The following is a 22,437-nucleotide window of genomic DNA, read 5'->3' as shown; positions in this document are numbered from 1 at the left end:
ATTTAATAGTTAGGCTCAAAAATGTGTGTAGAAATCGATTCAAGATGTTACCAACCAAACACTATCAACGTTGTATTAATCAGTGGCGGGAAGGACAGCACAGCCGTTGGACTGCTAGCAAAAAACGCTAACGTTGAGCGTTTAAATGTGTTTGCAGATACTGGGCACGAGCATTCAATAACGTATGACTATGTAAAATATTTGTCTGAAATATTGGGTGAAATTCATCAAGTCAGAGCTGATTTATCAAAAGACATCGAACGTAAGCGACAGTACATTACTGAGCATTGGCAAGATAATTTAGTCAGTCGGTATGGATTTAGTAAAGAACGCGCTATCGCAGCAGTAAAACGGGCACTAGATATATTACATCCTACCGGCAACCCGTTTTTAGATTTATGCATGCTGAAAGGTAGATTCCCATCAACAAAAGCGCGGTTTTGCTCAACAATACTAAAACATGACGCAGTTAAACATCAAATTATTGATCGGTTATTAGATAAGTATGAGGAAGTTATTATTTGGCAAGGCGTGCGCGCACAAGAAAGTCCGGCGCGGGCAAATTTGCCAATTTGGGAAACCGATGCTGATAATACACCCGGTCTTAATGTTTATCGCCCGATTCTTAATTGGTCACACGATCAAGTCTTTTCATTTGCAAAACAAAACAACGTAAGACCAAACCCTCTTCATCTGCAAGGGTTTTCGAGAGTTGGTTGCATGCCGTGCATTCACGCCCGAAAATCGGAACTAAGAGAGATATTTTTACGTTACCCGTCTGAAGTTGCACGCGTTGAAGCGTGGGAGCGCTTAGTATCTCTATGTTCCCCTCGCGGGTGTTCCACTTTTTTTATTTCGACTATTGACCCCTGCAATTCTGAAAAAAACAATTCAAATGTCAGCACCAAATCACATGGTATCAGAACAGTTAAAGATTGGGCAATGACAACTCGTGGGGGTCGCCAATTCGATTTATTAGCTGGAATAAATGAAAGTGCAACGTGTAACAGTGTTTACGCGGGTGTATGTGAATAAGGAATGATAAAAATGTGTGTAGAAAAATCCTTTTTAAAATGGGTCGGCGGCAAGGGTCGGCTTATTCCTCAGTTATTACCTCATCTGCCAGCTAGGGAACTAATCGGCGTTTTGACACCAGAGATGATCTGGAGTAAATAGAATGGCCACAATCACGCAAACACTACCACCAATCACTGATAGCGCCCGTCATGCGCTAGGTTTTGTTATGCGTGATTTTTACGAAACAGTCGGCAAGTTTTTACCAAATAAAGAAGTTATCAGAACGCCAGTTAATCCACATGCATTATCACCTAAAATGCCACAAGGGCTTTCATATAGTGAAATAAAATTATGGCAAGTAGATACCGAAGATCATAATTTTAGGGCTAATTATTTTTCTGGTTTGCCAGACTTTTTAAGTAGCTATTTTGCAAATGAATACATCAAACTATTTCAAACAAAAAGCCGAAAATCCGCCAATACATTTTTGCGTAAAACACTTGGCGGTAATATTAAATCAAGGCTTGATTTGGTTAATAAACAATATGAATTTATTAAACCAAGCGCACTATCTATTAACTTTTCTGCTGAGTTTGAGAGCTTGCCTACATTTGGCAGAGAGCGAATTGCTGAGCTTAGTGTCCAAATAGCTCGTTATATAGATAAACTTATACAACACTTATTAGCAGATCATGAGTTTTGTTTATCTGCCAATGAGGTTAATCAGCTTGGGCTTGAGTATCAACTTTATAAATCTGTTTTAAATGAACTTGGCGGCATCAATATCGTACCTCCCTACTTTGCCGATTATAAAAATGGAAAGTTAACCAATGAAAATATTGTCAGAGCGTTGGCAAAATTAACCAATGAGGATTGGTGGTATAACAAGTTAAAAACCCGTCGAGATTTCCAACATGAACATTTGGCTATTGCCGTTGGGCAAGTACAAAAGAAAGCTACCCCATATGCAAGTCAATCTTGCCAATCAGAATGGAAAGAACAAAAGCGACGCAATAAAAAATATTTAGAACAAATGGCAATTGAAAATCAAGAAACTGGCGAACAAATAGCACTTGATTTGCAGGTACATAAATCGATTTCCAATCCAGCTATTCGTCGTGCTGAGCTAATGACTCGAATGCGGGGCTTTGAAGATTTGGCTGATGAAATGGGTTATACCGGTGCATTTATTACATTAACAGCTCCTTCAAAATATCATAGTGCCTACTCAAAAGGCGGATTTGTCGAAAATTGGCAAGGTAATAATCCACGTGAAACCCAAGCCTATTTGTGTAAAGTATGGTCAAGGATTCGAGCAAAGCTTAATCGTGAAGATATTAAGTTTTTTGGCTTCCGTGTTGCAGAACCTCATCACGACGGCACACCACATTGGCATATTTTAGTTTTTATGCGTCCAGAAGATTTACAAACAGCTTTTAAAGTAATGTGGATCTATGCCATGGATGAAGACGGACAAGAAAAAGGTGCCGCAAAAAACCGCTTTGAATTTACCATGATCGATAAAAAAAAAGGATCAGCAACTGGCTACATCGCTAAATATATTTCTAAAAATATTGACGGTTATGCGTTGGATAATGAAGTAGATGATGAAACTGGTGAAAACTTAAAAGAAACATCTAAAGCCGTTACTGCATGGGCAAGCCGTTGGAAAATACGCCAATTCCAACAATTAGGCGGCGCACCTGTCACCGTTTGGCGGGAACTACGAAGATTAAAAAGCCAAAAAGTGGAAGATAAAATTATCGATCCTGTTTTAGCGTCCGCTGATATTGGTGATTGGGCCGCATATACTAATCACCAAGGTGGTCCAATGGTTTTGCGCAAAGATTTAAAAGTTAGGCTATCTTACGAAGAAGAATTGAATCAATATGAGGAAGTAATTAAAAAAATAAAAGGCGTATTTTCACCATTATCGGGACTAACGTCCTTTATTTGCACAAGGCTTATTAAATGGAAAATAGTTAAGAAAGAAAAAAACAAGGACCTTGACCTTAAAAAACGTGCGGCACGCACGCCTTGATAATAAGTACTCGCCAATCATAGCAAAATAACATACCACGCCCTCACCTCGCCCGCTAATGCGGGCTTTTTTTATAGTGAGTTTTTATACATCAATATTGCATCCTCAATAACTTTATTTTGAGGCTTTCCAGTTTTAGAACTTAATTCAGTAATTAAATCGATAATATCAACTGGCAATTTATAACCTTTTGATTTTATGCCTCGTTTTTGGTCGCTTTTTTTCTGAATTTCAGTTCTTGATAATGCCATTTTTTGTCACCTTGATTTTTAATTAATCAATTGATATATTAAGGTCATTGGCGGGGTGGCACCCCCGCCTTTGATTGGAACTAGTGAACTGGTAATGATACCGTTAATAGAACCAAGAGAATTAAGATCTTAACCATCTTTTTTCTCCCTTAAGCCCCCATCGAAAGCTGGGGGTTTGCTTTATCCGCGCCCTGCCGATACTCACTATTATAGGTGCACCTATATAAAAGTCAACTACTTTCTATAATTATTCCAACAAAAAAATATATTCATTGACCGAATCGATCACCAGACCAAAACGGTGCTACACCGCACCCGCCTACAGGGTTTGAGCGTAAAATTTTTTTCAGTTTAATTTTATTACAAAACAAATCTTAAAAGCTGATTGTGAAAAGGATCGTAAAGGATCATAAAAAACTGAAATAAAAGAAAGATATTGCAATATTTTACAGTTTTTTTAATTAAAAAAGATCGCAAATATTATTTATCATCATGATAAACAAAAATATTTTTATTTTAGGTGAGGTTTTTAAATGATTTTTTTATAGAGAAAAATAAATATCCATTTAAAAATCAAACGGATATTTATTTTATAAACTGAAAATTATTTTATTCTACCTATCGAAAATAGTTGATAAGGAGCTCCATCAGACATTGCTCCAGAAGACACATTTAACATAATCCACGTACCCTCTTTTAAATATTTATTCATTAACGCCATCATCTCAATGCTATTGCTTGAAACCATTCTAACTTCTTTTACTTCAGAAAAATCAACACTCATATTGATCACCTATAAAATTCGTTTACTAGATCAGATTGACGAGTTTTCCATCTCAGCCACCCAATCAATTATTGTAACAGATAAATAATTTTCTATGAAATGATTGAAACACAATTTAGTGCGATCTTTGTCTCATTTCTATTTGAATTAGCATCAATATATAGGCGGGTAAAGAGTTCTACTTATTCTAATTGTTGAGGTGAACTGAACAAGGTTAGCATTATCGCTCCAAAGGTTATGCTCCTTTGGAATAGTTCAAGGCGAAGTATAAACCATATTAAAAATATGTTCACCGCCATTTTACCGCCACTTAATATTTTTTAAGATTTTATCGGAAGGATAAGGCAACAGGTAAATTATTGATTTTATAGGATTTTAATGGTGGGTTGTGAGGGGATCGAACCCGCGACCAATTGATTAAGAGTCAACTGCTCTACCGACTGAGCTAACAACCCACTAAAGAAGTGTTGGTTATTGTATAGAAGTTTAGATTTTAATGCAAATACTCTAAAATAAAAATGACATAACAACTTGATTTAAAAAAATAAATTAATTTTTATCACATCGTGAAATGCAAACCTATAATACCAATAACAATTACAGTAAGACCAAATATTCGAGTAAAATTTTTCGGTTCTTTGAAAATAAACATATTAGCTAATACAGCACCTGAAGTACCTAGTCCTACCCATACTGGATAAACTATACTTAAATCCAGATACTTTAATGAAAAATAAAATAATGAAAACGAAACAAAAAAACCGCCCCAATATAGTGTCAATCGGAATAAATTTTTTTGTTGTGAATAAAGCTTAAGGCCTATAGCACCAATAACTTCAAATATTGCAGCAGTTAAAATAAATAACCATCCCATATCATAATCCAAATTTCAGTTAATTAGCTATCTGCTCGTTTAAGTTGCACAACGCCAATAATAATTAATGCAACAAAAAATATTTCAATTGGTTTGATTTCTTTACCAAACAAGACCATATCTATAACTAGTGAACCAATCGCACCAACACCAGAAAATATTGCATATACGGTCCCCGTAGGAATAGTCTTACATGCACTTGTTAAAAAGGTAAAATCAACAATGATCACCAGAATGATAATAACCCAATGCCACCACTGACTTGCTGTAGTGAAACCAAATACCCAACACAATTCAAAAAAGCAGGTGAGAACAACAAATGCCCACTCTTTATTCCTGCTGTTCATAACGACCTCGTTAATTTATTATCTTCAATTTTCTATTGCTTAGTAATGTCTTTTCATTAATGTGCTTAATGAAAACAAATGATGGTTCGCAAACAGGAATGTTTGCCACCTAAAGATTATGATGCTTATGCAGAAAAACAATTCTACCTTATATAAATTATAGGATAACTATTGAAATAGTTTTTACAATATTTCGTTATCTTTTTTAGCCTATATTGATAATTTTATAACGATGGAAAAAAAATGGCAAGCCTATAATTATTGATAATTCAATGCTTTTAAATAACTTTCTTATTAATCATAAAGCATCTTGAAATCTTTATCTCACCGTTCTTGTTATTATTAATTAAAACCAAAAATAACAATAACTACATTTGCAAATCTTAATTTTGATAGTTTGTTACTAATTAAATTATCAATTCTCATTGGATATACTAATATAAATTAATTTATAAAATATTTTGAGGAAAGGGGTTTTTTTTCAATTAAATCAATATAGAATACTTCGCTTAGTGCTTTAATTCTTTTCGAAAGCAAAATAATTTAAGTACTTTAAATACAACTTATTTAATACTTTTATCAAAGAATAAGTCAGATAAATTAAAAGGAATAGACAATGTCAAAAAAATCGGACGATGAATTTAAAGTCGGCATAAAGGCTTATGTGTCACTTATTGTGGCCATACTGTTCTTTTCCGGACTATTTTATAATGTAGATGGAAAAGCTTGGTTGGGGGCATTTGATTTTACCAGTTTAAGTGGTAAGTTTGGCACAATGCTCCATCCAGAGAAAAATACCTTCGTTGGAGAGGGTGGAGTTAGCGCCAGAGCCGGCTTTATTTTCGCTCTGTCATTAATCCCAACCGTTATGCTTGCATTAGGCGTATTAGAAATCTTTACCCATTATGGTACCATCCGTGCTGCTCACAAATTATTAACACCATTACTTAAACCTATCTTAGGTGTCCCGGGTAAAACAGGTTTAGCATTAATTACTGACTTACAAAGTACTGATGCTGGCGCGGTATTAACCAAGGAATTATATGATGAGAAGCAGATCACTAAAAAAGATCTGATCATCATTAGCGCATGGCAATATTCTGGAGCCGGGTTAATAAATAACTATTTTTCGATTGGTTCAGCACTATTCGCTTCGATGTCTGTCGCAATATTTACGCCACTTGTCATTATGATTGTATTGAAATTTGTCGGTGCAATTTTAGTCCGCCTTGTGTTAAATTCATTTTATAAAAAGGATTTTATCAATGAGTAATTCAAGCAATCAAAAACAGACTAACAATCCATTAGACATTTTTGTCATTGGTGCTCGTAAGGGCTTTAATATTGCCATTAATAATTTAATGCCAAATATCATTATGGCATTTGTTATTACCGAAATCCTAAAAAGACTTGGCCTAATGCAATTAATTGGTGAAGCATTTGCCCCGGTTATGGGGCTATTTGGCTTACCAGGTGAAGCGATTACCGTTTTATTGACAGCTTGGTTATCAGCCTCGGCTGGAACGGGGGTTGCAGTAAATTTAATTAGTGGTGCTATTCTCACTGGTACTGATATCACTATATTAGCACCAGCTATTTTCTTAATGGGCTCACAATTACAATATATGGGCCGTCTACTTGGTGTTGCCGATGTGCCTAAAAAATATTGGCCACTATTAATGGTTAATAGTATTGTTAATGCGTTAATAGCTATGATCATTATGCGATTTATTGTGTGATAAAGGAGATATCTATGTCGAACGTACTCGAACACTACCACTATTTGCATCAAATTCCTGAGCTAGGATTTGAAGAAGTTAAAACATCAAACTATATAGCAAGTAAACTAGAAGAAGCTGGCTACAAAGTAACCCGTAATATAAATAATACTACGGGTATTGTTGCAGAATATGATAGTGGAAAATCAGGTCCTGTACTGGCATTACGTGCGGATATGGATGCCTTAGGACACATAATTGATGGCCAACATTGCGCCAGACACACTTGTGGTCACGATGGCCATTCATCGATGTTATTGACTGCAGCACAAGAGCTTATTAAAGAAGGAAATATCAAAAAAGGTAAACTAAAATTGATTTTTCAACCAGCTGAAGAGTTAGGTTCTGGTGCATTGGCTATGATTGAAGGCGGTGCAATTGATGATGTTGATATGATCATCGGTTTACATGTTCGCCCTAAAGAAGAATGCCCTAAAGGCTTTGCATCAGCCGCTATGTTCTATTCGGCTTCAACCACAGTTGAAGTCAATATTCATGGTATACCAGCTCATGGGGCAAGACCTCATTTAGGCGTTAACGCTTTAGATGCGGCAACTATGGCGATTCAAGCCGTGAATACCATTCATTTAGCTCCTAGTTTAACATATAGCGTCAAAGCAACACGTTGTATATGTGATGCCGGTGTAACAAATGCTATTCCTTCTGAGGCTTATGTTTGTTGGGATTTACGCGCACCAACCAACCCTGCTATGGATGAATTAAAAGCCAAAACGCTTAAAGCGATTGAATTAAGTGTGGCATCTATCGGTGCTAAAGCTGATATCAAAGTATCGAAAGAAATCCCTGCTGCGGAAATAGATGATGAAGTAACTAAAATCATCGCTGAATCTATTACCGATGTACTCGGAAAAGAGGGATTGAAAGATCCTATTTTCACACCTGGTGGCGAAGATTTCTTCAATTATCCACGCGAAAGAGATGTAAAATCTGGTTTTTGGGGCTTAGGTGTCGATTTAACACCAGGTTTACATCATCCTGATATGACTTTTGATACATCAGCATTAGAAAATGGTGTAAAAATTACTAAAACTTGTGCTTTGAAGGTTTTAGGTTAAACAAAAAAATCCGCCGATTACTTCGGCGGATTATTAAAAACATTATAATAATTTACGATAAGCCACTATATCTTCAATGGTGACTACCGGTAGCTGATGCTGTTTTGCAAACGCAACAACTTGTGGCGCTCTTGCCATTGATCCATCATCATTAGTTATTTCACAAATTACTGCTGCAGGTTTAAATCCAGCTAATGTTACTAAATCAACCGACGCCTCAGTGTGCCCTCGACGATTTAATACACCACCCTCTTTGGCAACTAGTGGGAAAACATGACCAGGATGATTTAAATCTGTTGGTTTTGCATCATCTGCTACCGCTGCTTTGATAGTCGTTACTCTATCAGCTGCTGATACTCCTGTCGTAACGCCTTTTGCCGCTTCGATAGAAATAGTAAAAGCAGTGTGATTTTTACTAGTATTATTTGCCACCATCATCGGCAATCCTAATTTATCACAATAAGATTGTGGCATACATAAACAAACTATACCGCTGCCATGACGAATAGTTAATGCCATTTGCTGAGTGGTAATAGTTTGCGCTGCCCAGATAATGTCACCTTCGTTTTCACGATCTTCATCATCCAAAACTAACACCCCAGATCCAGCTTTGATTGAAGCAATTGCTTTGTTTACTCGTTCGATTGATGTGCCAAATTCATTTAAATTAAACTGATTCATGGTAGATACCTATCCTGTTTTATTAAACTAATTATATTTATCCTTAATTATTATAAAGTTACTAAGTGATAAATATATTAAATACCAGAATCAGGGCAAGTGCTTGACCATAGTGATTTTGCTATAGCGCAAATATAGAAAAGATAAGCTACTCTCTTTCATCCAGACTTTAACTGTCGGCTTTGGAATCTCACCAAATCTGCTGTCCTTAATAAAATAGGATTTTACTAAGCGCTCGTGGGCTATACCACCGGTGGGGAATTGCGCCCCGCCCTGAGAATTTTGTCAGTAACCTGACTGCGCACACTATAATATAAAACGGCTAAAAAAACACGTATATTTTATAAGGATAAAAAAATTGCCGCAAAAGCGGCAATAATTAATAATCAGATTAACGCATGCGAATTTCTCTTAAATGTCGTTTTTCGGCGCGACGCATCCAAAGCCATGACATAAAACCGATAATACCAACAATTAGTAAAATAATTGTTGCTAAGGCATTAACTTGTGGATCGACACCTAAACGAACCTTAGAAAATACTAGTTTCGGTAATGTCATTGCACCCGGTCCGGTAACAAAATTAGCAATAACCACATCATCAAGTGATAGAGTAAATGCCAATAACCAACCAGAAACCAGCGCTGGTGCAATCATTGGTAAAGTAATTATGAAAAATACCTTCAATGGATTCGCACCAAGATCTAAAGCCGCTTCTTCGATTGACTTGTCTAACTCTCGCAATCTGGCACTGATAACAACTGTCACATATGCAGTACAGAATGTTGCATGCGCCATCCAAATAGTTAATGCACCGCGTTCTTTTGGCCAACCGAGCGCTTGTCCCATTCCGACAAATAGCAGTAATAAGGCTAAACCAGTAATGACATCAGGCATAACTAACGGTGCCGTAGTCATAAACGAGAACAGGTTAGAGCCACGGAATCGTCTAAACCGAATGAGAGTAAAAGCAGCTAAAGTACCCAGTACAATCGCTAATGAGGCTGCACCTGCCGCGATAGTCAAACTCAATCCTACTGCTTTGAGTAAAGTGTCATTATGTATTAACTCAACATACCATTTGGTTGAAAATTCTGCCCATACCGTTACCAGCCTTGAACTATTGAACGAATAAACAATTAAAATGACCATAGGGATATATAAAAAGGAAAAAACTACTAATAGAATTAATCCTTTTAAACATCTCACTAACAACGCAATTGTTACAATAGTTGTTAAGATAAGGCTAAATAGCAAGCATCCGACATACAAGCTAGCACTACCTAATAGCGCAAATCCTGATGCAGAGATCAAAACCGATAACACTATTGAACCGAATAATGCAGCAATAAAAACAATCAATGCTGAGCGCATGACTAATGGTAAATTATTCATTTATTTACCTCCCATTTCTCGGTTCTGGAACTTATTAAAGTAGTAGATAGGTACAATTAATATCAATAACATCACTGTTGCCACTGCTGATGCAGCTGGCCAATCGTGATTATTAAAGAATTCAGCCCATAATTGGGTACCAATCATTAGACCATCAGAAGGACCTAATAATTCAGGAATAACATATTCACCTACTGCAGGAATAAATACCAACATGCCTCCGGCGATAACGCCATTTTTGGTTAGCGGTACAATAATTTTGAAGAAGGTTTTAATTGGTTTACAACCAAGATCTAACGCCGCTTCAATCAGCGTTGTGTCTACTTTACTTAATGAGGTATAAATTGGTAATACCACAAATGGTAAATAAGAATAGACAATACCGATATAAACAGCTAAGTAAGTTTTCATTATGATTAATGGCTGATCTATAACCCCTAACCACATTAAGAAATTATTTAATAGACCATTTGGATTTAAAATCCCAATCCAAGCATAAACCCGAATTAGAAACGAAGTCCATGATGGCAATATGATTAATAGTAATAAAATATTTCTGGTTGATGGTTTACATTGCGAAATAGCCCATGCTAATGGGTAACCAATTAAAATACATAACAACGTTGAAATTGCTGCAACTTTTAATGATTGTAAATAAGAATCTAGGTAGATTGTATCTTCAAGTAGATTAAAATAATTACCCAAATTTAAAACAATATTAACTAAGCCATCTTCATAGCTAAACAGTTCAGTATAAGGTGGCACAGCTATCGCTACTTCGGAAAAACTGATTCGAAATACAATTAAAAACGGTAATAAAAATAGCAACAACATCCAACAATATGGAATAGCGATGACTAATAGACGGCCATAGAGTGTCATCAAATCAGAATCATCACGTTGTAGTCGCAACTTACGATAAGCATAATAGATCGCCACTAAACCTAATCCAGCAGGTATATATAAAATACTGCCGGCTATAATCAACCGATAAGCAAATTTAGATGGTTTATAATGTGCCAAATATGCGCCAACACATGATACTAATAAACTTAATACCATTGACGTAAATAACGCATCTAAAAACAGATTGTCAAATGCATTGATGGTTACAAAACGTACATAAACACCAAGTAACACTAAGGCATTTAACAACAAACCCCATAAAATGGATCGCATCAATTTGTCCTCTTGTGTTTATTCGGTCAGCACAACACAGCTATCAATTTCCCAACTTAAGTTGACAATATCCCCCCAAGTTGGCATTCCTTTACGATAACGATGTTCGTTTTGTAGTTGAGCAATAATAATTTGTCCACTTTGTAATTTAACGTGATAAATCGACAGATCGCCTAAATAGGCAATTTCAACTACTTCACCCGTGGCAACGTTGTAACCATCGGCTGGAATTTCATCACAAAGTTTAATTTTTTCCGGTCGTAATGCGACTTGAATTGGCACACCTTCAACCGCCGGTGAATCGTAATCGACTTTTAATGGGTGTTTAATCATCGGACAACTGATAATTAATCCATCTTCTAAGGTCTCTTGTAAAATACCGTCAAAAACATTTACAGAACCAATAAATTCTGCACTATAACGGCTATTTGGATGTTCATAGATTTCTTCAGGCTCACCTATTTGCACAAATTGGCCTTTGTTCATAATCGCAATACGCCCAGCCATAGTCATGGCTTCTTCTTGATCATGGGTAACCATTACGCAGGTTGCACCAACTTTTTCTAAGATGCTAACCACTTCAAGTTGCATTCGGTCACGAAGTTGCTTGTCCAATGCGCCCATTGGTTCATCTAATAATAGTAATTTTGGTCTTTTAGCTAAACTTCGAGCTAAAGCAACGCGTTGTCTTTGACCACCTGAAAGTTGATGAGGTTTACGTTTGCCAAACTGTTCCATATGCACAAGCGCCAACATCTCTTCAACACGATGTTTAATTTCATTTTTATCTAATTTATCTTGTTTTAATCCAAAGGCAATATTTTGCTCAACCGTCATGTGAGGAAAAAGAGCATACGATTGAAACATCATATTAATCGGACGATTATAAGGTGGTACTTGTGATAAATCTTTCCCATCTAAAATAATTTGTCCAGAAGTCGGTTGTTCAAAACCGGCAAGCATCCGCAATAATGTTGATTTACCACTACCAGAAGCTCCTAATAAGGCAAAAATCTCTCCGGTATAAATGGTTAAATTGACATCATCAACGGCATAATAATCATCATTAAAAACTTTGGTTAAATTTTTGATCTCCAATAATGGAGTTATCATCTTTTTTTTAGGCTGTACCTGATTTGTTGTTTTATCGTTCACACTTTTTTCCTCATAACAACAAGCCAAAAAAAACGAGACGGAAAGATTTTAAATCTCCCCGTCTAGAATGTATAAGTCAATTAATTGACATTTTCAAACGGCTATTTACCCGTTTTTAATTTTGTCCATGTGCGAGTGATCACACGTTCAAGTTTCGGTTCTTTTACCGTTAAAGTGAATAATTTTTCCATCACTTCTGGTTTTGGATAAACCGCTGGATCATTTTTCACTTCTGGCTTAACAAACTGATCATTTGCAACTTTATTAGCGCTAGCGAAATTAACATCATTAGTAACTTGAGCTGCAATTTCAGGTTTCATAACAAAGTTCAAAAACTCATGAGCCTCATCAGGATTTGCAGAATCTTTTGGAATAGCAAAAGTATCAAAGAATACTAATGCACCTTCTTTCGGAATTTGATATCCAACATGCACACCATTTTTAGCTTCGTTAGCTCTATCACGGGATTGTAAAATATCACCTGACCAACCTAAAATCACACAAATATCACCATTAGCTAAATCAGTAATATATTGAGATGAATGGAAATAACGGATATTTGGTCTTACTTTTTCCAACAATTCGTAAGCTGCGCCAGTATAATCTTTTGCATCAGTACTATTTGGATCTTTACCTAAATATTGAAGAGCACTTGCTAAGATTTCAGTTGGAGCATCTAAGAATGCCACACCACAATCTTTAAGTTTTTCCATATTTTCAGGTTTGAAAACTAAATCCCAACTGTCAACAGGAGCATCCTCTCCAAGACGTTCTTTAACTTTATCAATGTTATAACCAATACCAGTAGTCATCCATACATATGGGATTGCATACTTATTATCTGGATCATGGTTAGCCATTAATTTCATTAAATTAGGATCAAGATTTTTCCAATTAGGCAATTTACTTTTATCTAACGGTAGATAAATATCAGCTTTAATCTGTCTAGCTAAAAAACTATCTGAAGGTGAAACCACATCAAAACCAGAATGACCGGCCATTAATTTACCTTCAAGCGCTTCATTGGAATCATACACATCATAAACTAGTTTGATACCAGTTGATTTTTCAAAATCAGTGATTGTGCTATTACCAATTTGACCTGCCCAATTATAAAAATGCACGACACGGTCTTTTGCTATAGCAGATTGAGATAGTGCTAGTGATACACCAGCGATGATTGAAAGAATTGTTTTACGTTGAGTAAACATGCTCACCACTTCTCCTCTAGTTAGGGATATTACATGTTAGACACAAGCCCATTGTTAAATACAACGGACCCCCAAATTTTACCATTATTACTCATTAAATAATATGGTGAAACCGAGGTAATCAGGCAATCACAAATCATTAATATAATTAATGAACATGTAGAGCTAACCTTGCATTACGAGGGATAAAATACCTTTTTTTTTTCAGATGTCCACTTAAAAAGTCAAATATTCTAAGATTGTGGGCTGAGTGACTAGATTTTAATCAATCAACCCTTTATTAGCGAGCTATTAACAATTAATTTACTTTTTTTATTCGGCGCTAGCTTGCAAAATTTTTGCTTCTGGTTGCCATACACGATATTTAACTGTTAAATCGTTTGGAACATAGAATACTAATGGTAATCGGCTGTTATAATTTAATAAACCTAACTTATGGTTGATAGAAACAAATTTATTTTCGTTAGCGCCTTCAGGGCAAGCCATCATTGTAGAAATGCTACCTTTAGCTTCTTCAACAACATAGTAAGAATATCCCCAACCTTTAAGCTCTTGTTCTTTAACAACTCCACCTAAACTTTGAGTATTGCAATCAACATTCATCTCTTTACCAATTAATATTTCTACTTTAGCGTTAACTTCATCTTTTAAGTTTGGTAAATGAATAACATAACGAGTAGAACCGGCTTTTGCATCAGGATATGGAGCAATTTCATTTAGTTTTTGAACCTCTTGCGGGGCTTTTTGCGTATTTGCGCAAGCAGATAATGCCACACTCATCAATGCTAATAACACTAATTTTTTCATTATTATTTCTCCAATAAAATTGTCTAACTTAATACGTCAACGTATGCTTTTTAGAACATAATGCGTATAATAACATTATCTAGATTAATGAATATGAGATAAAAATGCCAGCAGAAAAAAAAACTGATGATTTATTAAAATTAATTCTTAATTTACTTTTGATAGGCTTACTAATTGTTTTAACTTATCGAGTAGTCGAAGTATTTTTATTTGGCTTTTTTTGGGCGGTAATGGTAGTTATTGCAACTTGGCCATTAATGATCAAAATCCAAAAAAAACTCTTTAATAAACGTTGGTTATCTTTATTAGTCATGGCGATAATTTTAGCCTTTGTCTGTGTTATTCCTTTTATCTTAATAATTAGTAGTGTTGCTCAAAATGGTCATTATCTGGTCGAATGGGTTAGAACGTTATCGCATAGAGAATTACCTACCCTCGATTGGTTGGTCAATATTCCTATGTTTGGCGAAGAAGTTCACCAAAAATGGCTTGAGCTTATCAAAACAGATGGTTCACAATTAATATCCGATATTCAACCTTATATTGGCATCATGATTGGTTGGCTTTTAGAGCAAGTAACCAATATTGGAGTTTTTATTTTCCATGCCGGTGTCATGATCATTTTTAGTTTATTACTGTTTCTTAAGGGAGAAAGTATCACTAAATATGTTTATGTTTTGGCGAATCGTTTATCTAAACAATATGGCACTACAACAGTTACCTTAGCGGGTCAATCAATACGAGCGGTAGCATTAGGTGTAGTTGTTACAGCCATCACACTGGCATTAATTGGCGGAATGAGTTTTATCTTTACCAAAATGCCATTTCCAGGCATTTTAACGTTAATATTATTTATCTGTTGCGTTGCTCAAATTGGACCTGTTATTGTCATGTTAGGTTGTATCATCTGGCAATTTTGGGATGGGCATATTATATCAGGCATAGTTTTAATTGTTGTGGCTATCATTTTGACCACCCTTGATAGTGTAATGCGAGCATATTTGATAAAGAAAGGCGCCGATCTCCCCTTCTTACTTATCTTATTTGGGGTAATTGGCGGAATTCTAGCCTTCGGAATTATGGGTTTATTCATCGGCCCAGTAGTCTTAGCCTTAAGCTATAAAATTATTCAACAATGGGTTAATGAACAAGCTTAGAACATATTTAGGTATATAATAGAGTTAGTTAACCGATCAATTAAATTATAGGTTACCCCTAAATAATAGGAGTATTATTTTCTGACATAAATTGTGGTATTCTACACTTTGTGTCAGTTTTAATGATATTTAGAACATGCGAATACCCTTTATAAAATATAATCATCAAAAACATTTAAACGAATTAGCCAAGCTTCAACAGAAAGCTGAACAATATCAAATTGTTTACGATCCTAAATCTTATAGAGTTGCGTTGCTTGAACAGATTAAAAAAGCTCAACAGCGTATCTATATTGTTGCCCTTTATTTAGAACAAGATGAAGCTGGTCGCGAGATTCTTGATGCGCTTTATCAAGCTAAAACCCACCAACCAAACTTAGACATCAAAATTTTTGTTGATTGGCATCGTGCTCAACGGGGTCGAATTGGTGAAGATAAAACCAAAACGAATGCGCGTTACTATTATGATTTGAAACAAAAACATCCATCTGTTGATATTCCGGTTTATGGTGTGCCAGTTAATCGTCGAGAAGTTTTAGGTGTATTACACTTAAAAGGATTCATAATTGATGACACTGTAATCTATAGTGGTGCTAGCATTAATAATGTTTATTTATATAAACTTGATAAATACCGTTATGATCGATATCACTTTATCACTAATAGAGTTTTAGCGGATACAATGGTGAATTATGTTAATGATAATTTTCTGCCACTTGATGGCGTTCAACGGTTAGATGTTAGTGAACATAAAACACGTAAACAAATTAAGTCAGAAATTAAACAATTACGCCAACATCTTATGGATGTTAATTATCAATATACGGGAAATAGTGATAACGAAACTTTATCCGTAGCACCAATTGTTGGTCTTGGCCGAAATAATCAACTGAATAAAATTATTCACCATCTAATAAACACGACTGAACAAAAAATCACATTTTGTACACCTTATTTTAACTTACCTAATATATTAGTGCGTGACATCATTCGTCTATTAAGAAAAGGTAAACAAGTTGAAATCATTATTGGTGATAAAGTAGCTAATGACTTTTATATTCCTGAAGACCAACCTTTTAATATCTCAGGTGGATTACCTTATTTGTATGAAATAAACTTAAGACGTTTTGTTGAACGGCTACAAAATTATATTGATAAGGAACAGTTAATCATTCGATTATGGAAAGATGCTGATCAAACCTATCACTTAAAAGGGATTTGGGTAGATGATGAGTGGATGATGATTACAGGTAATAATCTTAATCCAAGAGCTTGGCGTTTAGATCTGGAAAATGCCATACTTGTTCATGATCCTAAACATGAATTACAACAACAGATTAAACAAGAACTCACAACTATTCGTGAAAAAACAGCACTAGTCACCCATTTCCAACAAATTCAAGCTAGCCAATTCTATCCAAAACAGGTACATAAATTAATTAAACGTTTAAGCCGCATCAGAGTGGATAGAATTATTAAACGATTATTATAATTAAATTTGATCTAGATTAATCAAGGCTATTTGTAATGTGTTTACAAATAGCTTATTGGCTAAATTAGATTTTGTTTTGTTGTAAACTTAATATAGTTCTGGCATTTGAAGCACTTGTCGCAATGATATCAATTACGCCCGACCGTAGTGCACCTAAAATTGCGGTTGCTTTAGTATTTTCCGAAGCAATAGCAATAACACATGGAATATTACGTAATTCTTCAATACTTAAACCAATCACTCGATCATTCATGGTTGTATCGACCGGATTACCATTGATATCAAAAAAACCATATCCAGCAATATCACCAATCACACCTTGGTTTAAAGTTGCGTAAGTGACTTCTTGCGGAGTAAACCAGCCCAACTGCACCATATAACAGTTTTCATTCATATCACCAATGCCTACTAAAGCAATATCAGCTTTAGCCGCTCTTTCTAATGTATCTTTAATAACTCGATTTTGGATAAATGCACGTTTAAGTTCACTGTTTTCTACATAAGCTGGTGCGTATAAAGTCTCACTAGTTGCACTAAATTTTCTGGCTAAACTTCGACTAATATGGTCAGCATCAATAATTTCCCCGACACGCTGAGTACCACCGATACCACAAATAAATTTACACTGTTTTTCAGGAAACACACCAACATGGCTGGCAATAGCAGCGACATTACGCCCTTGTCCCACAGCAACAGTCATACCATTTTTTAAAGTACTAGACAGATAATTCGATACCAGAGCAGCAACTTGTCTACGTTGTTCTTCTTCGTCTTGATGATCTAAAGCAATTAAAGCTCGTTTGATACCAAAATGGTTAACAAATTGCTGTTCAATACGAGAACTAAATATCGGATGATATTTAACACTTATTTCAACGATTCCTTCTGCTCTAGCTTTTTTTAGCAAACGACCAACTTTAATGCGTGAAAGACCAAATCGCTGAGCGATTTCTTCTTGAGTTTGTTCATACTCATAGTATGCAACTGCAATTTCTGTAAGTAATTCCGACTCTTGTTTATCTTCAAATACAACCATCAAGTTTGCCTTTCAACACTGTAGTAACTTCTTGCGCTATGATAGATAATATATTACAAAATCGTCTAGCATGCCATGGATTAAGACCAATAAATAATTCAATAAGATAAAATATGATTTTTTATTAAGTTTGATAAGAATGGAATAAATATAAATGATTGGTTATTTATGATAATTATGAAGAAATTTCAATTTATATTAAGCTAAAAAACCCCTTTCCTCAAATTTTTAATCATGAAAAAAATTAGCTGAATAGATTAAATACCAATTAAGAAATGATATTATTTTTCTGGAGTTTTTTCTTCCGTAATTTTTTTCTTCCGGGATTTTTGTTTAGTTAATTGTTTTTTTAAGCGCATTCTTGCTCTTGACTCAGCAAATAATCGATCTCTTTCAGCTTTCTTTTGCAGCTTCTGTTGCTGTTCTTTTTTTTCCCATTGCTTAACCTTCCATGTTGACCATATTTTAAACACTTGCCATAAAACAAAAAGCGAAACTACTGCATGTATAGCTGCATACGGGTCGAAACCATCTTCATAGTTAATTCGAGAAAATACAATAACAGCATATACTGGCAAACTGGTTAGCAGAGATACAAGAACTAGTAGAATCGTATAGACATATTTCGGCATATGCTTATTTAAAATCCTTTTGTGAAGTAATTCTCAATCATAACTAATAAATTAAAATGTTAATATATAGTTTATTAATTAAATAAAAAAGTGGCTGTATTAACAACCACTCAATATTTATAATTACATTTTTTGATGATGAACACTAATTAGAAATTAATTTCAGTACCAACAAAATAGCGACGACCTTCTAAGGTTTTACCGAAGTCATCATTCGTCACTTCTTTGTCAAACAAGTTATAAACACCGCCATAAATCTTAGCATTTTGATTTATTTGGAAAGATGTACCCACATCCCAGAAGGTATAACTAGGATATTCAATTTTTTTACCACTACGATTCGTGGTCGATTCCACTCCGTAATAAGCAACTTTAGTCCATAAATCCAATTGTTGGGTTAAATTCCAATCAAGCTGGGTATTGAATTTTTGCTTAGGAGTACGATTTAAAGGTTTACCTTTATTTTTACCAGTTTTTTGTTCTGTTTTAGTCCAAGAATAGTTAGAACTTAGCAAGAAATCAGTAAACAATGGTGTTTTAAATGATAGTTCTAAACCTTTAAGATCTGCTTTATCAACATTTTCTAAACCCTGAATAAAATGAAATTTTTTACTAAAGTTTTTATAAGAACATGTTTTCTCTTTGATATTTTTATTATCACAAATAGAGTAAGATTGAATCTTATCTTTGTATTTAGTATAAAAAGCTGTTGCAGAAGCATCAATACCGTAATCATTGTTATATCCTAGACCAATTTCAAAATTATCTGATTTTTCAGGTTTTAAATCAGGATTACCAACAACTACACCGTCCCAATATCCCCCACCTGTTACTTGTCCCCAGTCTGAAACAACTTGACGCAATTTTGGCGTTGCATAACCGGTTGAGTAACCGCCTTTCAGGGTAAAATTATCATCAATATTCCAGACACTATAGACTCTTGGATTCCAGTTGCTACCATAGTTTTCATCTTTGTTATAACGTAAACCAGCTGTTATGCTCCAGTTATCGAAAATACTTATTTCATCTTCCGCAAACAATGCATAATTCCAGCGATCAATTTTAGTAATATCACTAGTAAGTTCATTACCTTTATCATGAAGCTCTTGGTAATTATATTTACCCCCTATCGTTAGCATATTAATACTAAAAGGAATCGTCACTCGAGAATCTACATCGGTATTACGAATTTTCATTTTTCTTTCTGGATTATTGTTTTCTTCATAAGCAATAAACGAAGTCGTCGATAGTTCATCAAATAAACCATTATGAGTTAGCGCAAAAGAATTTCTAGCATTATCACGCTTATAATCATTATCTCTTGATTTTTCTCTTGTTTTACCTCTGATTGAAGTACTATTTTGTAACGAACGACCAAAATCAAGATCAAATTTTTGGTTATCAGTAGCATTAAGTGATAATTTACCATTCAAGCTGCGTAATTTCTGTCCAGAATGACCATTTAAAAACTCATCTTCATGACGATTTGTGTATTGGCCATATAATTGAATACCGAGAATATCGTCAATAATTGGTCCAGTCGTTGAAAAACTACCTACATAGGTATTTTTCTCATCAGAGCGATAAGGCATAACTGATTCAACTCGTAAACCACTGTGCCATTTGTTGGACACTTTTTTAGTAATGATATTGACTACCCCACCCATAGCATCTGAACCATATAAAGAAGACATAGGTCCACGAACAACTTCAATACGTTCAATAGCAGTTAGCGGAGGTAACCAGCCTTGTTCGAAACCAGAATTATCACTATTTGGTCTAGTTTCACGCGTACTAACTTTTTTACCATCAATTAATAATAAGGTATATTTGGCATCCATACCACGAATACTAATATCGGTCGAATCGCCGCCACCAGTTATTGTGACACCAGGAATGTCTTTCAGAGCATCGGTGACATCACGATAAGGTTTTTTGCTAATTTCTTCCGGCGTGATCACCGAAATTGTTGCTGGAGCGTCCTTAATTTGTTGAGAAAATCCTGATGCTGTCACCACCATAGTATCAGTATTTTTATCATCAGCCGCCATCGCTAAACCTGATAATGATAATAAAATACTTGTATTTAAGACATGTGTAGCCAACTTAAACTTCGTATTCATTGTTATAACCCTATTAATTATATTGATATTTTGCAAAGCAACCCGCGAGTAACAATATACTATATGAGAATAATTATCAATATCCTTACGAAAAATTATTTATTACTAGACAATCATAATCCTTTAAACAATAATAGTTATCATTTGCATCATACACATAGGAACTAATTATGAATACTAAGAAAAAACTATTATTAAGTAGCTTAGCAGCGTTAATGTTAGGTTTGACTGGTTGTCAATCGTCAATTACAGTAAATCCAGATAATAAACAATCAGTTGTTGTGCCTAAATCACCAAATAAAGTTGTTGTGATGAATTATGGAGCCTTAGATACATTAGATGCTTTAGGTAAAGGATCAATTGTAACAGCAACACCGCTTTCTGTACTTCCGGCTTATCTTCAACAATATAAAAATACGACTATTACTGATACAGGTAATATGAAAGAACCAAATATTGATGCAATCAAACAAGCTAAACCTCAATTAATTATCATTGACGGCCGACAAGCAAGGCATACGGAAGAATTCACTAAAATCGCTCCAGTAATTAATTTAAGCGTTGATGCCAAAAACTACCTTGAATCGACCAAAAATCATATCAATGTATTAGCAAGTATTACTGGTACTGAAAAAACAGCTAACAATCTAATTCAATCATTAGATGCTAAAATAAGCAATGCTCAATTAGTTGCTCAAGCAAGTAATAAAAAAGCAATTGTTGCTATTCATAATGACGGTAAAATGATCCTTATCAATGCAAGCTCAAGTGCCGCATTAATTCACGATGTATTACATGTAAAACGTGCGGTACCATTAGCACCACAACCGACCAACGCTATTGGTAAACCAAAACCAACCTTTATTGATAATAGTTACATCAGTAAAGTTAAACCAGATATTATTTATGTTGTAGACCGTAGTAAAGCAATTGGCCAGTCTGCGATGAAAAATGATTTCTTCAATACAAAAGTATTAGCAAAAAGTAAAACTGAAGTTATTTATTTAACACCAGACCTTTGGTATTTATCTGGTGGCGGTGCTGAAAGTTTAGATCGTCAAATCGATGAAGTAATTAATGTATTAAAATAAATTGATTTTTTATAATAAATTAACTTCCTTTCACAAAAGCCCTTATCACTATAAGGGCTTTTTAATTAACAATTTTACCTTGTCCTTCCTCAGAATATTCCCCCCATCAAATGATTGATAAGTGTTTTTTATTGTTTACTATTACACGCCAATTGAATGTAAGGAGAATAAACATTAAGAAAAAAACTATTGTTAATTGCAGTATTATTTCCTTTTATGATTCACGCATGAACGTGATGCTCCGCTAGGTTTAACATGGGGTGCATCAATATCGGACATTGTTTCAAAATATAAAGCAAAAGAAATAATTGA

Annotated in this window: 20 protein-coding genes, 1 tRNA gene, 1 pseudogene and 1 riboswitch; of the genes and pseudogenes, 8 read left to right on the top strand and 14 right to left on the bottom strand. The window is 34.8% G+C overall.

Translation table 11 applies throughout. The features are described from left to right. Positions 1-21 precede the first annotated feature (21 nt). Positions 22-1,035, top strand: a complete 1,014-nt coding sequence (locus H3U97_RS09430) for a phosphoadenosine phosphosulfate reductase family protein (protein ID WP_198198790.1) — start codon at positions 22-24, stop codon at positions 1,033-1,035. A 142-nt stretch (positions 1,036-1,177) separates the two neighbouring features. After that, on the top strand, positions 1,178-3,058 hold the full coding sequence (locus H3U97_RS09425; RefSeq protein ID WP_198198789.1) for a replication endonuclease: 1,881 nt from the start codon (positions 1,178-1,180) through the stop codon (positions 3,056-3,058). 71 nt (positions 3,059-3,129) lie between these two features. On the opposite strand, the gene H3U97_RS09420 is transcribed toward H3U97_RS09425, so the two are convergent. The 5 genes from H3U97_RS09420 to H3U97_RS09400 form a co-directional block, all read right to left on the bottom strand. Continuing rightward, positions 3,130-3,309, bottom strand: a complete 180-nt coding sequence (locus H3U97_RS09420) for a hypothetical protein (protein WP_198198788.1) — start codon at positions 3,307-3,309, stop codon at positions 3,130-3,132. A 604-nt stretch (positions 3,310-3,913) separates the two neighbouring features. Continuing rightward, the gene (locus tag H3U97_RS09415; protein WP_198198787.1) at positions 3,914-4,093 is read right to left on the bottom strand and encodes a hypothetical protein; all 180 of its coding nucleotides are present in this window, start codon (positions 4,091-4,093) and stop codon (positions 3,914-3,916) included. Between the two features lie 379 nt (positions 4,094-4,472). After that, positions 4,473-4,548: transfer RNA gene (locus tag H3U97_RS09410), tRNA-Lys, on the bottom strand. A 104-nt stretch (positions 4,549-4,652) separates the two neighbouring features. Beyond that, positions 4,653-4,967 carry a multidrug efflux SMR transporter gene (locus H3U97_RS09405; protein ID WP_034902535.1) on the bottom strand — a complete coding sequence of 105 codons (315 nt, stop codon included), beginning with the start codon at positions 4,965-4,967 and terminating at the stop codon, positions 4,653-4,655. 23 nt (positions 4,968-4,990) lie between these two features. Then, a complete protein-coding gene (locus H3U97_RS09400) occupies positions 4,991-5,314 on the bottom strand; it encodes a multidrug efflux SMR transporter (RefSeq protein ID WP_034902530.1) in 324 nt (107 codons plus the stop codon). 616 nt (positions 5,315-5,930) lie between these two features. Between H3U97_RS09400 and H3U97_RS09395 the strand changes: the two genes are divergently transcribed. Genes H3U97_RS09395 through H3U97_RS09385 form a run of 3 tightly spaced genes read left to right on the top strand, consistent with a single transcriptional unit; the run spans position 5,931 to position 8,168 of the window. Then, positions 5,931-6,587 (top strand): nucleoside recognition domain-containing protein, encoded by a 657-nt coding sequence (locus tag H3U97_RS09395; RefSeq protein WP_198198786.1) that lies wholly within the window; start codon positions 5,931-5,933, stop codon positions 6,585-6,587. Then, positions 6,580-7,053: a YjiG family protein gene (locus H3U97_RS09390; RefSeq protein ID WP_034902524.1), complete on the top strand. Its 474-nt coding sequence runs from the start codon at positions 6,580-6,582 to the stop codon at positions 7,051-7,053. The genes H3U97_RS09395 and H3U97_RS09390 overlap by 8 nt, the downstream gene beginning before the upstream one ends. Positions 7,054-7,067: 14 nt before the next feature. After that, positions 7,068-8,168 carry a M20 peptidase aminoacylase family protein gene (locus tag H3U97_RS09385; RefSeq protein ID WP_065579177.1) on the top strand — a complete coding sequence of 367 codons (1,101 nt, stop codon included), beginning with the start codon at positions 7,068-7,070 and terminating at the stop codon, positions 8,166-8,168. Positions 8,169-8,210: 42 nt separating this feature from the next. On the opposite strand, the gene ribB is transcribed toward H3U97_RS09385, so the two are convergent. From ribB to eco, 6 genes and pseudogenes are all read right to left on the bottom strand, one after another. Continuing rightward, positions 8,211-8,849, bottom strand: coding sequence for a 3,4-dihydroxy-2-butanone-4-phosphate synthase (gene ribB, locus H3U97_RS09380; protein ID WP_065613188.1), 639 nt, complete (start codon positions 8,847-8,849; stop codon positions 8,211-8,213). A 146-nt stretch (positions 8,850-8,995) separates the two neighbouring features. Further along, positions 8,996-9,134, bottom strand: a riboswitch (FMN riboswitch). Between the two features lie 106 nt (positions 9,135-9,240). Next, positions 9,241-9,999, bottom strand: a complete 759-nt coding sequence (locus H3U97_RS09375) for an ABC transporter permease subunit (protein ID WP_082205211.1) — start codon at positions 9,997-9,999, stop codon at positions 9,241-9,243. A gap of 243 nt (positions 10,000-10,242) precedes the next feature. After that, a pseudogene (potH, locus tag H3U97_RS09370) lies at positions 10,243-11,115 on the bottom strand (putrescine ABC transporter permease PotH); the annotation flags it as partial. Positions 11,116-11,439: 324 nt separating this feature from the next. Then, positions 11,440-12,576, bottom strand: a complete 1,137-nt coding sequence (gene potG / locus H3U97_RS09365) for a putrescine ABC transporter ATP-binding subunit PotG (RefSeq protein ID WP_217332017.1) — start codon at positions 12,574-12,576, stop codon at positions 11,440-11,442. Positions 12,577-12,677: 101 nt separating this feature from the next. Next, a complete protein-coding gene (locus H3U97_RS09360; RefSeq protein WP_034902512.1) occupies positions 12,678-13,787 on the bottom strand; it encodes an extracellular solute-binding protein in 1,110 nt (369 codons plus the stop codon). Positions 13,788-14,099: 312 nt separating this feature from the next. After that, entirely contained in the window at positions 14,100-14,594 is a 495-nt protein-coding gene (eco, locus tag H3U97_RS09355) for a serine protease inhibitor ecotin (RefSeq protein ID WP_198198785.1), read from the bottom strand. 104 nt (positions 14,595-14,698) lie between these two features. On the opposite strand from eco, the gene ydiK reads away from it, so the two are divergent. Together ydiK and pssA are read left to right on the top strand one after the other, a co-directional pair. Next, positions 14,699-15,751 carry an AI-2E family transporter YdiK gene (gene ydiK, locus H3U97_RS09350; protein WP_065579181.1) on the top strand — a complete coding sequence of 351 codons (1,053 nt, stop codon included), beginning with the start codon at positions 14,699-14,701 and terminating at the stop codon, positions 15,749-15,751. 136 nt (positions 15,752-15,887) lie between these two features. Continuing rightward, positions 15,888-17,243 carry a CDP-diacylglycerol--serine O-phosphatidyltransferase gene (gene pssA, locus H3U97_RS09345; RefSeq protein WP_198198784.1) on the top strand — a complete coding sequence of 452 codons (1,356 nt, stop codon included), beginning with the start codon at positions 15,888-15,890 and terminating at the stop codon, positions 17,241-17,243. A gap of 64 nt (positions 17,244-17,307) precedes the next feature. On the opposite strand, the gene H3U97_RS09340 is transcribed toward pssA, so the two are convergent. The 3 genes from H3U97_RS09340 to H3U97_RS09330 form a co-directional block, all read right to left on the bottom strand. Beyond that, positions 17,308-18,279 (bottom strand): sugar-binding transcriptional regulator, encoded by a 972-nt coding sequence (locus H3U97_RS09340; protein ID WP_086320520.1) that lies wholly within the window; start codon positions 18,277-18,279, stop codon positions 17,308-17,310. 281 nt (positions 18,280-18,560) lie between these two features. Further along, positions 18,561-18,911, bottom strand: a complete 351-nt coding sequence (locus H3U97_RS09335; RefSeq protein ID WP_198198783.1) for a hypothetical protein — start codon at positions 18,909-18,911, stop codon at positions 18,561-18,563. 149 nt (positions 18,912-19,060) lie between these two features. After that, on the bottom strand, positions 19,061-21,034 hold the full coding sequence (locus H3U97_RS09330) for a TonB-dependent receptor domain-containing protein (protein ID WP_198198782.1): 1,974 nt from the start codon (positions 21,032-21,034) through the stop codon (positions 19,061-19,063). 170 nt (positions 21,035-21,204) lie between these two features. Here H3U97_RS09330 and H3U97_RS09325 point away from each other — a divergent pair, with 170 nt between their 5' ends. Beyond that, on the top strand, positions 21,205-22,125 hold the full coding sequence (locus tag H3U97_RS09325) for an ABC transporter substrate-binding protein (protein WP_198198781.1): 921 nt from the start codon (positions 21,205-21,207) through the stop codon (positions 22,123-22,125). The last annotated feature ends 312 nt before the right edge of the window (positions 22,126-22,437 follow it).

Source organism: Gilliamella sp. W8128, from assembly GCF_016100545.1.
Taxonomy (GTDB): domain Bacteria; phylum Pseudomonadota; class Gammaproteobacteria; order Enterobacterales; family Orbaceae; genus Gilliamella; species Gilliamella apis.
This window is presented reverse-complemented; position numbering and strand designations above follow the sequence as displayed.

Bases quoted from the DNA above. Each gene is read 5' to 3' on its own strand.
- H3U97_RS09430 (WP_198198790.1), top strand. From the start codon at position 22: ATGTGTGTAGAAATCGATTCAAGATGTTACCAACCAAACACTATCAAC.
- H3U97_RS09425 (WP_198198789.1), top strand. From the start codon at position 1,178: ATGGCCACAATCACGCAAACACTACCACCAATCACTGATAGCGCCCGT.
- H3U97_RS09420 (WP_198198788.1), bottom strand. From the start codon at position 3,309: ATGGCATTATCAAGAACTGAAATTCAGAAAAAAAGCGACCAAAAACGA.
- H3U97_RS09415 (WP_198198787.1), bottom strand. From the start codon at position 4,093: ATGAGTGTTGATTTTTCTGAAGTAAAAGAAGTTAGAATGGTTTCAAGC.
- H3U97_RS09405 (WP_034902535.1), bottom strand. From the start codon at position 4,967: ATGGGATGGTTATTTATTTTAACTGCTGCAATATTTGAAGTTATTGGT.
- H3U97_RS09400 (WP_034902530.1), bottom strand. From the start codon at position 5,314: ATGAACAGCAGGAATAAAGAGTGGGCATTTGTTGTTCTCACCTGCTTT.
- H3U97_RS09395 (WP_198198786.1), top strand. From the start codon at position 5,931: ATGTCAAAAAAATCGGACGATGAATTTAAAGTCGGCATAAAGGCTTAT.
- H3U97_RS09390 (WP_034902524.1), top strand. From the start codon at position 6,580: ATGAGTAATTCAAGCAATCAAAAACAGACTAACAATCCATTAGACATT.
- H3U97_RS09385 (WP_065579177.1), top strand. From the start codon at position 7,068: ATGTCGAACGTACTCGAACACTACCACTATTTGCATCAAATTCCTGAG.
- ribB (WP_065613188.1), bottom strand. From the start codon at position 8,849: ATGAATCAGTTTAATTTAAATGAATTTGGCACATCAATCGAACGAGTA.
- H3U97_RS09375 (WP_082205211.1), bottom strand. From the start codon at position 9,999: ATGGTCATTTTAATTGTTTATTCGTTCAATAGTTCAAGGCTGGTAACG.
- H3U97_RS09360 (WP_034902512.1), bottom strand. From the start codon at position 13,787: ATGTTTACTCAACGTAAAACAATTCTTTCAATCATCGCTGGTGTATCA.
- eco (WP_198198785.1), bottom strand. From the start codon at position 14,594: ATGAAAAAATTAGTGTTATTAGCATTGATGAGTGTGGCATTATCTGCT.
- ydiK (WP_065579181.1), top strand. From the start codon at position 14,699: ATGCCAGCAGAAAAAAAAACTGATGATTTATTAAAATTAATTCTTAAT.
- pssA (WP_198198784.1), top strand. From the start codon at position 15,888: ATGCGAATACCCTTTATAAAATATAATCATCAAAAACATTTAAACGAA.
- H3U97_RS09340 (WP_086320520.1), bottom strand. From the start codon at position 18,279: ATGGTTGTATTTGAAGATAAACAAGAGTCGGAATTACTTACAGAAATT.
- H3U97_RS09335 (WP_198198783.1), bottom strand. From the start codon at position 18,911: ATGCCGAAATATGTCTATACGATTCTACTAGTTCTTGTATCTCTGCTA.
- H3U97_RS09330 (WP_198198782.1), bottom strand. From the start codon at position 21,034: ATGAATACGAAGTTTAAGTTGGCTACACATGTCTTAAATACAAGTATT.
- H3U97_RS09325 (WP_198198781.1), top strand. From the start codon at position 21,205: ATGAATACTAAGAAAAAACTATTATTAAGTAGCTTAGCAGCGTTAATG.